The 15,890-nt window shown below is 44.3% G+C and carries 7 protein-coding genes; 6 read left to right on the top strand and 1 reads right to left on the bottom strand.

Going from position 1 to position 15,890, the window contains the following annotated elements:
* Positions 1–15: 15 nt before the first annotated feature.
* The 3 genes from HY063_07330 to HY063_07320 all read left to right on the top strand — a co-directional run bounded on the left by HY063_07330 (position 16) and on the right by HY063_07320 (position 7,758).
* The gene (locus tag HY063_07330) at positions 16–2,949 is read left to right on the top strand and encodes a histidine kinase (protein MBI3501589.1); all 2,934 of its coding nucleotides are present in this window, start codon (positions 16–18) and stop codon (positions 2,947–2,949) included.
* 26 nt (positions 2,950–2,975) lie between these two features.
* Positions 2,976–3,719 (top strand): response regulator transcription factor, encoded by a 744-nt coding sequence (locus HY063_07325; GenBank protein ID MBI3501588.1) that lies wholly within the window; start codon positions 2,976–2,978, stop codon positions 3,717–3,719.
* Positions 3,720–4,044: 325 nt separating this feature from the next.
* Positions 4,045–7,758: a carboxypeptidase regulatory-like domain-containing protein gene (locus tag HY063_07320; GenBank protein ID MBI3501587.1), complete on the top strand. Its 3,714-nt coding sequence runs from the start codon at positions 4,045–4,047 to the stop codon at positions 7,756–7,758.
* A gap of 5 nt (positions 7,759–7,763) precedes the next feature.
* Here the strand turns inward: HY063_07320 and HY063_07315 are convergent, their stop codons facing one another.
* Positions 7,764–8,015 (bottom strand): hypothetical protein, encoded by a 252-nt coding sequence (locus HY063_07315; GenBank protein MBI3501586.1) that lies wholly within the window; start codon positions 8,013–8,015, stop codon positions 7,764–7,766.
* 192 nt (positions 8,016–8,207) lie between these two features.
* Between HY063_07315 and HY063_07310 the strand changes: the two genes are divergently transcribed.
* Genes HY063_07310 through HY063_07300 form a run of 3 tightly spaced genes read left to right on the top strand, consistent with a single transcriptional unit; the run spans position 8,208 to position 15,828 of the window.
* Positions 8,208–13,106, top strand: a complete 4,899-nt coding sequence (locus tag HY063_07310; protein MBI3501585.1) for a hypothetical protein — start codon at positions 8,208–8,210, stop codon at positions 13,104–13,106.
* Between the two features lie 40 nt (positions 13,107–13,146).
* Positions 13,147–14,709 carry a T9SS type A sorting domain-containing protein gene (locus tag HY063_07305; GenBank protein MBI3501584.1) on the top strand — a complete coding sequence of 521 codons (1,563 nt, stop codon included), beginning with the start codon at positions 13,147–13,149 and terminating at the stop codon, positions 14,707–14,709.
* 27 nt (positions 14,710–14,736) lie between these two features.
* Positions 14,737–15,828, top strand: a complete 1,092-nt coding sequence (locus HY063_07300; GenBank protein ID MBI3501583.1) for a PorV/PorQ family protein — start codon at positions 14,737–14,739, stop codon at positions 15,826–15,828.
* The last annotated feature ends 62 nt before the right edge of the window (positions 15,829–15,890 follow it).

Raw genomic sequence — 15,890 nt, 5'->3', positions numbered from 1 at the left:
ATTGTACAATGTACAATGTACAATGTACATTGTTTTTCCCAATCCTACAACTTCAAAAATTATTCTGCCGAGCAAGGGTTGCCTTATGTGCAGGTGTATTGCATTTTTCAGGACAGCAAAGGAAATTTATGGACGGGTGGCTACGGAGGACTCAGCAAGTTCGATGGAAAAAATTTCACCAACTATTCTCCGAAAAACGGTTTGGCGAATCACTTGGTGACGAGCATTGCGGAAGATTCGCAGGGAAATATCTGGATTGGAACTATCAGCGGGCTAAGTAAGTTTGACGGGAAGAATTTTTCAACCTTCACTTCGAAAAACGGATTGTCCGGAGATTATATTAACTCGCTCACCTCAGATAAAAACGGAAATCTCTGGATTGCCACAACCAATGGAATCACTATATATAATGGTAGAAATTTTTCTTCGCTCACAATAAAAAATGGTTTGAGTTCGAATAATATTTCGTTAATCTATGCGGATAAGAATGGAAATCTCTGGTTGAATTCCGATAGCGGTGTGAGCAAAATTGTTTTCACCAATAAAAACCCGCAGGATAAATCGTTCGACAATTATTCCATCATCAACAGCGTTTATGATTCAACCGTTACCTCCATCACCGAAGATGAAAATGGAAATATGTGGTTCGGAACAAATGCTGGCGTTGTAAAATACGATGGAATAAAGTTCAAAACATTCACTGCGAAAGATGGTTTGTTGGATAAAGCAATTCAGGCGGTAAGGAAAGATGAACATTCAAATAATATTTGGGTGGGAACTTTGAAAGGGCTGAATAAAATTTCTGAAGATGGAAAAGTGCAGTCGTTTCATGTGAGCGATGTGCAGAATGGAAATAAAGTGAGCAAACTTTTTGTGGATGATGAGGGAAATCTCTGGCTCGGAACTTCCAATGGCTTGTATCGTTTCCGCGATCCGGCATTCTCCACTTTTTCCGACAAGCACGGTTTGAAAAATCCGTTCATCTTTCCGATTTTCCGCGACCGTAAAAAAAATCTCTGGGTGGGAACCTACGAAGAAGGATTTTACCGCTACGATGGAAAAGAGTTCAAAAATTTTTCAGAGAAAGACGGGCTCATCGGAACTTTCATGTGCGCGGGCATGGAAGACAAGAATGGAAATATCTGGATGGGAACGAACAAAGGAGTTTCTATTTACAATGGAAGTGCTTTCAAAAACATTCGCGGAAAATTGGAGGGATTGAAAGGCGATTCGGTTACTTCTTTGCTTCAGGATTCGAAGGGAAATAGTTGGCTGGGCGGAAATCGCGGAGGCGCAATCTGGGACGGGAGAAATTTTAAAAAGTTTGATTTGAAAACTTCGGACGGACAAAATTTTAATGTGTGGTTTGAATTTGAAGACAGCAAAAAAAATATCTGGTTCGGAACTTACCTCGGTGGATTGTTCCGCTACAATGGGAAAGATTTTGAAAATATTTCTGAGAAATTAAACCTGAAAAGCAAAACCTATCTCGCCATTGAAGAAGACAGGGATGGAAATATTTTTCTCGGAAGTTTCGATGGAATTTATATTTATAATTCTTCTTCAGAAAAAATTTCTCAGGTCAGCGAGAAAGATGGTTTGAGTTCCGATTTGATTTACGTGATGAAGTTTGATTCCTCCTATGAAAATCTTTACATCGGAACAAACCAGGGCGTAAATAAATTAAATGTGAAAGAATGGAAACGCACCGGAAAAATTTTGCTCGAGCAGTTCGGGCAGGAAGAAGGCGTGAGCAGTTTGGAAACAAACTCAAACGGAATCTGGCGCGATGAAGACGGCACGCTTTGGTTCGGCACGGTGAACGGGCTCATTCATTTTAATCCCTACGCGCTTCATCGCAATCACATCGAATCGCAGACGAGCATAAAAAACATCCGCATCTTTTATAACGATACGCTGCTCGCAAACAATTCCAAACTTCCGTATTATCTCAACAATATTTCTTTTGAGTATGTCGGAATTTGTTTGACCAATCCGGAAAAAGTCCGCTATAAATACATGCTCAATGGCTATGATAAAACATGGTCGCCCGAAACAAAAGAAACTTTCGCGCGCTATGCAAATCTTTCTCCGGGAAAATATTCGTTCAAAGTTATTTCATGCAACAATGAAAATTTATGGAATAAAAATCCAGCAACATTTTCTTTTGTAATTCTTCCACCCATCTGGAAAAGGTGGTGGTTTGTCGCAAGCTCAACCGTGGCAGGAATTATTTTGCTTCTGATTTTATTCCGCCTTCGAGCCGATGCAATCAGAAGAAAAGAAACCGAAAAACTTTCGCGCGAAATTCAACTGGCAACCAATGAACTCAAAGCATTGCGCGCGCAGATGGACCCGCATTTTATTTTTAATTCGCTGAGTTCGATTCAAAGTTTTATTATGACAAAGGATGAGGATTCCGCGCTGAAATATTTGAACAAGTTTGCCAAACTCATGCGCATGATTCTTTCCAACAGCGAAAAATCTTCCGTCACGCTTCGCGAAGAAATTGATTCGCTGAAATTATATCTGGAACTGGAATCATTGCGTTGGGGAAATAAATTTGATTACGAAATAAAAATTAATTCGGCAGTTGAAATGGATTTTCATAAAATTCCATCTATGCTCATTCAACCCTACGTGGAGAACGCAATCATTCATGGAGTTGTTCCAAAGGAAAATGGCAATGGAAAAATTGAAATCAGCATTTCGCAAAACGATACCTATATTATATGTATGATTACTGACAACGGAATCGGAAGGAAGAAGTCGGAAGAAATAAAATCCAAATCCAGCCCGCTGCACGAATCCATGGGAATGAAAATTACAAACGAACGGCTGGAAGTGCTGAACCGCATTCATCACTCGAATCTCAGCGTAAATATTTTTGATTTGCAGGAAAACGGAAATGCGCTCGGAACAAAAGTGGAAATATATATTCCGGTGTAAACCCAATTTGTATTTTCGTAATAATAATGATTAATGCAATCATAATCGAAGACGAGAAAAAAAGTGCAAGCGCACTTGAAGAATTATTGAAAAGAAATTGTCCGGAAGTTTCTCTTCTCGGCAAAGCCGGAAGCGTGAAAGAAGGATATGATCTTTTCTACAAAACAAAACCCGATTTAATTTTTCTCGATGTAATGCTGGGCGATGGAAGCGGATTTGATGTTTTGGAAAAACTTTCCGATTTAAAGTTCGAAGTCATTTTCACAACGGCTCATGAAAAATTTGCCATCAAGGCAATCAAATACAGCGCGCTTGATTATTTGCTGAAGCCGATTGATGCGGAAGAATTAAAAATTGCGGTGGGAAAAATAGCTGGACGAAATCAAAAATTTTCTAACGAAGAAAATCTCCGTTCGCTTCTTGAAAATGTAAAACAAAAAGAAGACCAGTTCAGTAAAATCACATTTCCCAGCGGACATGCGTATGAAATTGTATCCATAAAAGATATTATCCGTTGCGAAGCGAATGATAACTATACGAATGTATTTCTTTCCAACGGGAAAAAACTGCTCGTATCCGGAACGTTGAAACAGTATGAAGACCTTTTGCCGGAAAAAGATTTTGTGCGCGTGCATCATTCCAATCTTATTAATATGGCTCACATGGTTCGTTTTATGAAAGAAGATGGCGGCTATGCCGAAATGAGCGATGGAAGCAAAGTAGAAGTTTCACGCAGGAAAAGAGATGATTTGCTCCAGCGGCTGAAATAAAACTTACCAGTTACTAAATTTTTCCTACCACTTACTAATTTGCCGCAACAAACATCAGGTTGATGCCGTACATTTGTCCTGTAAGAAAAAATTTGCTCTCTTGTTCTGAAAAACACAACGAAAAAAAATTTGGTGATGACATTTATATTTTTATACATTTGCCCGCTCTTTAAAAATATTCTTTCTCAATCCCGATTTCCCGGAGAAAGAAAAAATGATTTTAGAATTGACTGCGAATCGCTTTACATACAGCATTCATTTGCAAAAAGAAAAATTGCGTTCGCGCAAATTTATTTTCCGACATTAAAAATTAAATATTCAGAATATGATTAAAAAAATCTACGCTGTCTTCTTACTTACAGCACTCACCGCAGGAACAGCCGCCTTCGCGCAAACCGGAGCCCTGAAAGGAAAAGTGATTGACGAAACAAACGGAGAAGGAATTTCTTTCGCCAATGTGCAGTTGGAGCAAGCCGGAAACGCAGTGGCAAAAACCGTTGCCGACATTGACGGCAACTTCACCATCAAACCAATTCCTCCGGGGAAATATAATCTGAAAGCGGTAGCCGTTGGCTATGCTCCTTTACAAATTTCCGGTGTTATTGTCGGTGCCGACAAAACCACTTACCAGGATTTGAAAGTGAAAACCACCATGCAGGAAATAAAAACTTTTGAAGTGGTGGAATATACCGTTCCTCTTATTGACCCCGACACAAAGCAAGGCGGCACGGTAACGCGCGAGCAGTTTGAAGCCATGCCTACGCACAATGTGAATTCAGTTGCATCCACCACCGCAGGAGTATTTCAGTCAGATGAAGGCGCTGCGCTTTCTCTCAGGGGAAGCAGGCAGGATGATGGCGGCAAACCCAATAATATAAATCCTGATGGAGGGGCAACACGTTATTATATTGACGGAGTTCCCGCGCGCGGAACCGCAGGGCTTCCCGAATCAGACATTGAACAGATTTCCGTAATCACGGGTGGAATTCCCGCGCAATACGGAGATGCAACAGGAGGCATTATCAACATTACCACCCGCGGTGGAATCCGCCCTGAATATTATGGCGGTGTGGAAATGAAAACTTCCCAACTCACCGATAAGTTCGGAGAAAACTATGTCAACTTTGATGTGGGCGGTCCCATCGGAGCAAAGAAAGACAGCACCGGGCAGGTTCACCCGAAACTCGGATTCTTTTTCTCGGGCGAAGTAAATTCTGAAAAAGACCCCAGCCCTACTGCTGCCGGAGTATATAAAGTGAAAGATGATAAACTCAAGCAACTCGAAGAGCATCCGTTAATAACAAATCCGGATGCGACCGGTGCCATTCTCGCAGCCGATTATCTGACCAGCGATGACCTTGAGCACATCAAGGCGAGGCAGAATGTAAAAAGCAACTCGGTGCGACTGGGCGGAAAAATTGATTACAAGCCGATGGATAACCTTACCGTAACATTGGGCGGCTCTTTCGACCATGGCAATTACCATGATTTTGTTTATGAATATTCTCTTCTGAATCCTTCTCATAATCCGCAGGTGATTTACAATAACATGAGGATGTATGCAAAAATTACTCACCGCCTCGGAAAACAGCATTCCAAAGACGATAAAACAACCGCACTCTTTCAGAATGCCTACTATACGCTGCAGGTGGGTTACAGCAAATACAATGAGACAGAACAAAGCGATGCGCATAAAAATAATTATTTCAATTACGGATATGTGGGAAAATTTGAAACCGACAGAAAACCGGTTTACACTGCGGTAAAGGACTCGGCAGGAAATGTTAAATATTATTCTCAAAATACCTGGGCGGATACGGCTGTGAAATTTACAGCAGGCGATTTGAATCCGCTCGCTGCCAATTACACCACCGATTATTATTCTCTCATGCCTGCTCCGAAAACAATTGATGATTTATATCCCATCGGTATGCGCAATGGTGACCGTCCGCAAAGCCCGTATTCGCTCTGGCACAACACCGGCCGGCAGTATAACGGCTATCATAACCTTCAGCGCAATCAACTTCGCATTACCGGAACTTTTTCCACCGATATAAAAAACCACGCTATACAGGCGGGATTTGATTACGAAAAAAGAGTAGACCGCGCATGGTACGTTAACCCTACCGGATTGTGGACGCTGGGCCGCCAGTTAATGAACAAGCATCTTACCCAGTTAGACACCTTTGTCAAAACATTGAATCATGTAGATGCAAACGGCATTCCTTATTATGACCATCCGTATGTAAACAATTCTTCTGCTGAAAGCACTTTTGGAAAAAATGTAAGGCAGAGTTTGGGAAAACAGGATAACGAATGGGTGGATATTGATATGCTCGACCCAACCCAGTTAAACATCAGCATGTTCTCTCCCGATGAATTGCTGAACAACGGAAATTCATACATCAGTTATTACGGATATTCTTACGACAATAAAAAATTATCCAACAAGCAATTCAACTTAGATGCATTAAAGTCCTTTTATAAGGATACCACTTCCGATGGAAACCATATCCGTACCATTCCCGCTTTTCAGCCCGTCTATGTATCGGGATATATCCAGGATAAATTTGATATCAAGGATATGAAATTCAATATCGGCTTGCGTATGGATGCATTCAATGCCAACCAGCCGATGCTGCAGGATAAATATCTCCTGTACGAAGCATACACGGTAAGCGAGGACAGCAAATTCAAGCATCCTTCCAACATGGGTTCCGATTACGTGGTGTATGTAGATGATGTGAAGAACCCCAGCAAAGTAGTGGGCTACCGCAATGGCGATACCTGGTACGATGCCAATGGCGTGCTGGTAACCGACCCTACTTTGATTGCGCATCAAACCACCAGCGGCTCCATTCAGCCCTACCTGAAATATCCGGGCGAGAAATTTTTAGATTCTTCGTCAACAGATAAAGTATTCAAGATGTATAAAACGCAGGTTAACCTTATGCCCCGCATTGCGTTTGCATTTCCTATTTCAGACCGCGCCCAGTTTTTTGCGCATTATGATATGCTGACACAGCGCCCGCCTGCCAACGGACAATTTTCTCCCACTGACTATTTGTTTATTCAAAGCGGCTACTTCAGCACCATTGGAAATCCTGCGCTGAAGCCGGAGAAGACCATTGATTATGAATTAGGATTTACGCAAACATTAAGCGAGCGGAAAAATTCAGCCCTTACCCTTTCCGCCTATTACCGCCAGATGAAAAACATGCTTCAGCAGAGGAACGTGCTGGATGCTTATCCCGTAAGTTATATTACTTACGATAATATTGATTTTGGAAACGTAAAAGGATTCACCGTGAAATATGATTTGCGCAGGACTGCGAGTTCGCAGTTAACCGCAAGTTATACGCTGCAGTTTGCCGAAGCCACCGGCTCTGCCGCTTCTTCTGCTTCCGGTGTAATTGCGGCAGGTCAGCCCAACCTTCGCTCCGTTTATCCTGCCGATTTCGACCAGCGCCATGCCATCGTGTTAAATTATGATTACCGTTTTGGCGGAGGAAAGGATTACCGCGGACCTCAGGCAGCATGGGCAAAAGCCGTATTTGAAAACTTTGGCGGTAATCTTATTTTCCGCATGGGAAGCGGGCTGCCATACAGCCGCCTCTCAAATGTAGTGAGCGGAAACGGCAACAATGGAACACAGGTTCTTTTAGGGCTTAACCAGCCGAGCAACCTTGGAGGAGATATCAATGGTTCCAACATGCCCTGGCAATACAGGGTGGACCTTCGCCTTGATAAAAATATTGCCCTTAAAACAAAAAGTTCCGAAGATAAAGCAAGCCGCTATAGTTTGACCGCGTATGTGCAAATCTTAAACCTGTTCAACACTAAAAATATCCTGAACGTGTATCGCCATACTGGCGACCCTGCGGATGACGGCTATCTTTCTTATCCCGGCAATCAGGGGGTGATTCAGGGATATGCCAGCCCGACCTCCTTTGTTGATTTATACCGCGCCAAATTGCCGAATCCTTCCAATTACAGCATACCGCGAAGAATCAGGATAGGCGTAGTGTTTAATTTTTAATGAATTTAATGGACATGAACATTATCAGTACTCATAGAAGAAGAAACCAAACCGATAGAAACTATAACTGCGAAACCAGCAATGCAAACAATGAAAGCAGCATATAAAATGGTAACCGGCATTAACAACGCTTGCCGCGCATGCTGTTCCACTCCACCGGTGGAATACTCTGCTGCTCCGGTGGAATACTCTGCTGCTCCGGTGGAATACTCTGCTGCTCCGGTGGAACACTCCACCCGTCCGGTGGAATACTCCACCCGTGCGGTAGAACACTCTACCCGTGCGGTAGAACACTCTACGCATGCGGTAGAACACTCTACGCGTGCGGTAGAACACTCTACGCGTGCGGTGGAACTTGTAAAGTATTCTAAAATTCACAATAATTCAACAGTATAAAATAAATCTAATAGAAAACGCATAAAGCAATTAATATACTAATACAAGGTACTATGAAAAAAGCCAAACACAACGTTGGAAACAAATCATCCCTTCTTGCAGCGTGCATGCTTGCCTGCTGCCTGTTTTCAGTTCCCAGCAGTTTTGCTCTCAAATCAGTTAACTCCGGTTCGCAGGGTGGAGGCAAGCCGAATGCCGCTCCTCCCACTGTTCTCAGCGGATGTACGCCCGGAGCGGCACAAGCCGATTTGGACATTAATAATGTGCGCGCGCATTATCTTACGGGCGGTGACATGTGGTGGGATTATTCACAGCAAACGCACGGAATTTATGAAGTGCCGAAGGGCTCGGGCATTATGCCGATTTACGCGGGCGCTTTATGGATTGGCGGGTATGATAATGGAAACAACCTTCACCTTGCCGGACAAGAATACCGCGATGCCGGAAACGACTGGTGGCCCGGGCCGCTAACAACCGATGGCTCCGCTCTTATTTCAGCAGACCAATGCAATGCATGGGACCATCATTATAAAATTACACAGGCGGAAGTTACCGCCTTTATCGGAGGAGGAGCCGCTACCACCGCCATACAAAACTGGCCCGGCAACGGCAATGCTGCCTTGGGTCAGGCGCCAACCATAGCGCCCTTTGTAGATAAAAACGGAGATGGAAAATATAATTCTGCCGATGGCGACTATCCTGATTTTGGCGATGGAACCTGCAGCGAAGTCAACTGCGTGCCAAAAGACCATATCAGTGGCGATGAATGTTTGTTCTGGGTAATAAATGATAAAGGAAATATTCACAGCGAAACCAAAGGACTGCCCATGGGGCTGGAAGTTCATTGCCAGGCATTCGCTTTTTCCACCGATGATGAAATTAACAACATGACCTTTCTGAGTTACCGCATTTACAACCGCTCCAGTTTAACATTAGACAGCACGTTCATTGCAATATGGTGCGACCCCGACCTTGGATGCGCCACCGATGACTGGGTGGGCTGCGATGTTGAAAGAGGACTTGGCTATGTATATAATGGAACAAACAACGATGTTGCCTGCTCCGGTGAATTGGGTTATGGAATTGCGCCTCCTGCCCTCGGAATAGATTTCTTCCGGGGACCTATTGCTACTCCCGGTGACGGAAAAGACAACAACCACAACTGCGTGGTGGATGAAATATGCGAACAGGCAATCATGGCGCACTTTGTACATTTTACAAACGGAGCCGGCTATCCGCAGAGAGACCCTTCAGGCGCAAAGGAATATTATAATTACATGAGCGGTTCCTGGCAGGATGGAACTCCTTTTACCTATGGAGGACAAGGATACTTAAGCGGAGGACCACTATGCGCATACTCATTTCCCGGTGACCCTTGTACACAAAAGACCAGTGACACCCATGACTGGGGAACCGGAGGTAATTGTTCTACAAGCCAAACGCTCCCTTACTGGAGCGAAGCATCTGTTAACAATACTCCGGGCGACCGCAGGTTGCTCGAATCTGCCGGTCCCTTCAAATTGCAGCCGGGCGCTGTGAATGTGGTAACAGCCGGTGTAGTATGGGCGCGGGGCTCTGACAATATCAATTCGGTATGCCTCATGAAAGCCGCAGACGACAAAGCGCAAAAACTTTTTGACAATTGTTTCCAGGTGCTCAATGGTCCCGATGCTCCCGATATTACCATTCAGGAGTTGGATAAAAAATTAATTCTTTACCTGACCAATAAGCCCACCTCCAACAACTACAATGAAAATTATTCCGAGTACGATGCTACCATTGCGCTGCTCGATGCAAGCGGCAAACCGCTTCATTGCATAGACACCACGTATGATTTTGAAGGATATAAGATTTTCCAGTTGAAAGACAATACTGTTTCTGCCAGCGATTTGGATAATCCCGACAAGGCGCGCATGCTTGCGCAGTGCGATGTTAAAAACGGAGTGTCCACTATTACCAATTATGTTTTCAATGCCCAACTGAATGCAATTGTTCCTTCCGTGCAGGTAACGGGAGATGATAAAGGCGTATTTCATTCCTTGGTGGTTACCAAAGATTTGTTCGCGCTCGGTGACCCAACAATCGTGAATCATCATACCTATTATTACATGGCGGTGGCATATGGCTATAACCAGTTTAAACCCTATAAGCAGGATGCGACTCCGGATTTAAGTCAAAACAAATGCAGTAATTTTACCAATGGCGTTGCAAATTCAACCATCACCGCCACATTTGACGGACAGAAAAAACCTTATAAGCAAGGGCGCAGAAACCTGCACTCCTATTCAGGCATTCCTCATAATCCGGCTCCTTATTCAGGAGGAACTTCCATGAGTGCAGCATACGGTTCGCAGCCGGGTATTACGCGCGTGGAAGGAAACGGAAACGGAGGCCAATATCTTGAACTGACATCTGCTACCACCAGTTCCATTCTCAGCGCATCCGATAACCGCGCAAAATCACTTGAGTACGTTGCAGGATATGGTCCCATCAATGTAAAAGTGGTTGACCCGCTCAATGTGCCCGATGCCACTAATTTCACGCTTAAGTTTGATTCCACGGCAAGGATTGACTACCAGATGCTCGGAGGAACATTCAAGGTGGGAGAAAAGATAAAAGGAAGAACCTCGGGCGCTACCGGCACCATTGCGTTTGCCAATTCATCGCGCCTGCGCGTGACTGCCGTGAGCGGTTCGTTCAGGTTGGGAGAAGTGATTTACGGACCGGGACCTTTCCCGAACCCCACCCCCACCGACAGCGCAAAGATTCAGAATTATCTTTCCGCTCCTGCCGGAGGCAGCATCGGCAAGTCAAACTGGATTTTGATTAACAACACTACGGGCGATACTGTTTGGTCTGACCAGACCGTTGAGCGCGTATATGAAAATATTGTTCCGCAATACGGAATCTCTGTTGCTGTTTTGCAGGCAGGCGAGCCCGGCTCGGCAGCTTCTGTAAACAATGGCTACCTGAGTTCTTCCATGACTTTTGCCGATGAAACTAAAAACTGGCTGACAGGTGTTGCTGATATTAATGCGTTATCATACGCAAACTGGATTAGGTCAGGAACACATATTACAAACCCTTCAAAAGTGGATCCGTGGCAGGACGATTATGTTGGCTTAGATGATAATGAAATATATGCGGGAGTTGTGGATGGAACATGGGCGCCTTACAGGTTAACTGCCCGCACGGATAATGCCGCTATACCGGCAACTCCAAGCGATCATTTTGATTGGTCTTCTTATTATGGAGGCACTATGTTTTCTCCCAAAATAAACTATATGGGTACGGTCAAACTAAGCGACCTATCAAGTGTGGATGTTGTATTGACAAGCGATAAGAGCAAATGGTCGCGCTGCGTTGTGCTTGAAATGTGCGAAGACAGCAATTATTCTGTAAGCACCGCTCCGACTGAAAAATACCGCGCCAGGAAATTAGATTACCGCAAGGCGTTTTCGGTAGATAAAAACGGAAACACCGATACAAGTTACGATTTTCCAACCGGCATGGGATGGTTTCCCGGCTATGCCATCAATGTGGAAACAGGCGAGCGCCTTAACATTGCTTTCGGGGAAAACTCCGCGCTTTCAAAAGTATCAAGCCGGAAAGTGCTCACCTATAATTTAAGAGGAACTATTACTTATGCTGGGTTGAAAGGAACATTTATGAACTCTGAATCTATAACTGCATATACCAATGGCGGCACTGCGAGGGTGGTGAATGCCGGAGCAACCTTGACTATTGATTCTATCAGTGGAATTATTTCTGCCGGAGATGTAATTGTAGGGGCAAAATCAGGCGCCAAAGCAACAGTTACTTCTTTTACAGCGCCCACATTCCAGGATGCAAAGGATGCGCCTATGCTTTTAAACGGGGAAACTGTTACCGGGGCAACTTCGTTAGCAAAAGGAGACATTCTTATTCAGAATAATTCCGACAACACGGCATCCATTGCCATTCTTACCAATGTAACGGGAACATTTTCTAATGGGGAAGTTATAACCGGTGGCACAAGCGGTGCGGTTGCCAGTGTTATCTCATTCTCTGCGTATGACTTTAACCAGAACGGAGCCGACATGACTTGGAATCCCACTTCAACCAAATATGGTTCTGCTCCCTGGGCAATGGGAAAACAAGCATCCGGAACAGACCCGGCTTTGTTTGGAGGATACCATTACATATATATTTTCGGACATAACAGAGATGTTTCATCTGTTCAAACCATTACTGTTCCCCGGTACGATGGGTGTAAACAAATAAGAACTACTATGGGATTGAATAATGGGCAACCTGCTAATCCGCAGTTGAAGGATATTTACCGCGATGCCATGTGGGTGAATATTCCACTGCTGAATTCCGGGCATAGTTTGCTTGAATCGGATGTTACCGTGCGGCTGAGAGTGGCTAAATCATATAAAATCGGCTACTCGCCCGCCCTTACAGTCGTAGGCACTAAAAATATAATTGCCGATACGGCATCCACCGCCTTTGGGCAGAACAGGAATTTGCCCATGTACACATTCAGCACCGATGGCATTGCCACGCATACCAACCTGAACGATTCGGCTGTGAGCGCGCTTGATTTAATCAACGTGGTTCCCAATCCGTATTATGCCTATTCCGGCTATGAAACAAAAGGAGTGGAAACAAAAATTCTTATAACGAATCTTCCCGAGCAATGCACCATTTCCATTTATAATCTTGGCGGAACGCTGATACGGAGAATCAAAAAAGGAGAAGCGTATGATCCGCATCCGGCATTTGATTCGGAAGTAAAAAGCAATGCGCTCTCTACGTGGGACGGCTCGCGATACTGGGATTTGAAAAACAATGCAGGCACACCTATCTCGAGCGGGGTTTACATTATTCATATTGAAGTGCCGGGCGTGGGAGAAAAAATACTGAAATGGTTTGGTATCATGAGACCCTTAGACGTTGGTTCATTCTAATATAAAAATGACAGCAGCAATAAAAAAATAATTTTATACTATGAAAAAAGTTTTAACAATCCTGTCGCTCATCACCGCGTTTTCTTTGTCTTTCTCTTTGCGCGCCCATGCAACTGCCGATACAGTTTGGGTGAAGGACAATCTGTTTATGCCAAACTCATTGAGTTTATGTTTGGGCGATACCATTCGTTTTGTTTATGACGCTGGTGCGGCAAACACGCACAACGTGCATATTACATATCCTGTTAATGTTGTTTCACCTGATATGACTACTCCCGGAGATAAATTTGAATTTATTCCTGCATCGGTTGATACGTTTACCTATCAATGCGATTATCATGTGGGAATGGGAATGACGGGAATTTTCTATGTGAATGCGCCACCGATGGTGAGCATAGGAGATGTTGTTCAATGCGGAGGAAGCGTTACGCTCGATGCAGGCAATATGGGCGCTACCTATGTTTGGTCCACAGGCGCAACCACGCAGACACTTGTTGTAAATGCTTCCGGAAGTTTTTGGGTAGTTGCCTATAACTCCTGCGGAAACAGTACGGCAAGTGTTACTGTTACCATTAATCCCAATCCTCCTGTTGTTAATCTCGGACCCGATGTTACAACCTGCGGAGCAGTTACGCTTGATGCAGGCGGTGCAGGCAAAGGATATAAATATGCATGGTCAACTACAGAAGTTACCCAGAAGATTACAGTGTTATCTTCCGGAATGTATTCAGTAAAAGTTACCGATACGATGAGTTGTGTGACTTTCGATACCATAAACGTTACCATCAACGGGCTGAATCCGCTGATGGAAGGATTTAACGACCCGGCAAATTTTCCTTTTGGCTGGAACACCAGCAACCCTGACAATGATATATCATGGGCTATTACTAATACTATTAAAAATCCTCATCTCGGTGCAGGTGCCATTTACATGAATAATTTTTCCGACACTACCATCGGCTCAAAAGATTATCTCATCACACCCATGCTGTGCAATGCTCCCATGCTGACATTCTGGAGAGCATATCAACTTTATACCGACCCCAGCAGTCCCAATGCCAAATCAGATACGCTGGTGATTGAATGGTCTGCCGATACAGGCGCAACATGGACGCAGGTTTATAAAAAGTACGGAGCATCCGGTTCAAATAAACTGGTTACTGCCGCTAAAGCATTCAGCACGGTTCCGTTTGAGCCATTTGGAAATGAATGGATGGAGGACACGGTTATGCTGCCAACCAATAAACCGCAGTTAATGGTGAGGTTTGTAAACATCAGTAATTATGAGAACAATCTCTACATTGATGATGTGGATATTGCGGGCGGAACAGGAGTAGAAGAAATTATTCAGGAAGACATGGTTTCCGTTTATCCGAATCCGACCACCGACAATATTTTCGTTCACATTAATGCGTATGACTTAGGCAACGTAACCCTGAAACTTTACAATATCATGGGCGAAACAATTTCCCAGACAAAAGAAACTGTTTCGGTTCCTGCAAAATTCACTTTCAATCTCAGCAATTATCCCGCAGGAATTTATTTGCTCGAAGTAAGGTCGGAAAACAACAAGAGCGTAAAGAAAATTATTCTTAACAAATAAAAAAGAATCGTAATAAAGAAAATAAATATGAAGCACACTACAAAACTTCTGACAGCAATTTTTGCCGGAGTATTTTTCAGCGGATACAGTTTCGCAGGAAACCCCGACAGAGCCGGACAGGCAGGCGCCTCCGAATTGCTCATCAATCCATGGGCAAGAAATTCGGGATGGGCAGATGCCAACATGGCGGGCGCACACGGACTGGAAGCGCAATTCCTGAATGTTGCGGGAACCGCTTTCACCAAAAAAACCGAATTGCTTTTCGCGCACACCAATTATTTATCCGGAAGCGGAATCGGTTTAAATGCCTTCGGGTTTTCACAGCACGTGGGCACTTCGGGTGTGCTGGGAGTGGGCATCATGTCCATGAATTTCGGTGACATTCCCGTTACCACCTATGACCTTCCCGAAGGAGGATTGGGTAATTTTAAAATCTCTATCATCAACATTAATACATCTTACGCAAGAGCATTTACCGACCATATTTTTGGCGGAATGAATTTAAAAGTATTGCAGGAAGCCATTCCCAACGCCAAAGCCGCAGGCGCAGCGCTCGATGCCGGCATTCAGTATGTGACCGGAAAAATGAACAGCACCAAGTTTGGAATATCGCTGAAGAATGTGGGCTCCAAAATGCGATTCTCCGGTGACGGGCTTTCTTTCCGCGAAACTTCTGTGAACGGAACTGTAAGCGGGCTCGACCATGTGGTTTCAAGCCGTTCCGATGCGTATGAAATGCCTTCGCAGTTAAACATGGGAGGCGCGCATGATTTTTATCTGGGAGGCGACAGCGCCAGCAAAATGCACCGCATCACATTGGCGGCAACCTTCACTTCAAACTCCTTTGGAAAAGACCAGGAGAAAGTTGGCGTGGAGTATGGTTTTAAATCTTTCCTGATGCTTCGCGCGGGCTACCTTATTGAGAAAGGAATCAGGAATAAAGATAATACAGCAGATCCGCCTATTCGCACCACTGCCTTCACCGGCTTCAGTGCGGGATTCACGGTGGAACTTCCCATTAATAAAGAAAAGGGCTCCACCTTCGGATTGGATTACGGATACCGCGCCACCAATCCGTTTAACGGTACGCATACCATTGGACTGCGCATGAGTTTATAACCTAAAAATATTTTCTTACCTTTGTTCATCCCCTCGATGCAGAAAAGTATCGGGGGGTTTTT

Source organism: Bacteroidota bacterium (assembly GCA_016195025.1).
Lineage (GTDB): Bacteria > Bacteroidota > Bacteroidia > Palsa-948 > Palsa-948 > Palsa-948.
This window is presented reverse-complemented; position numbering and strand designations above follow the sequence as displayed.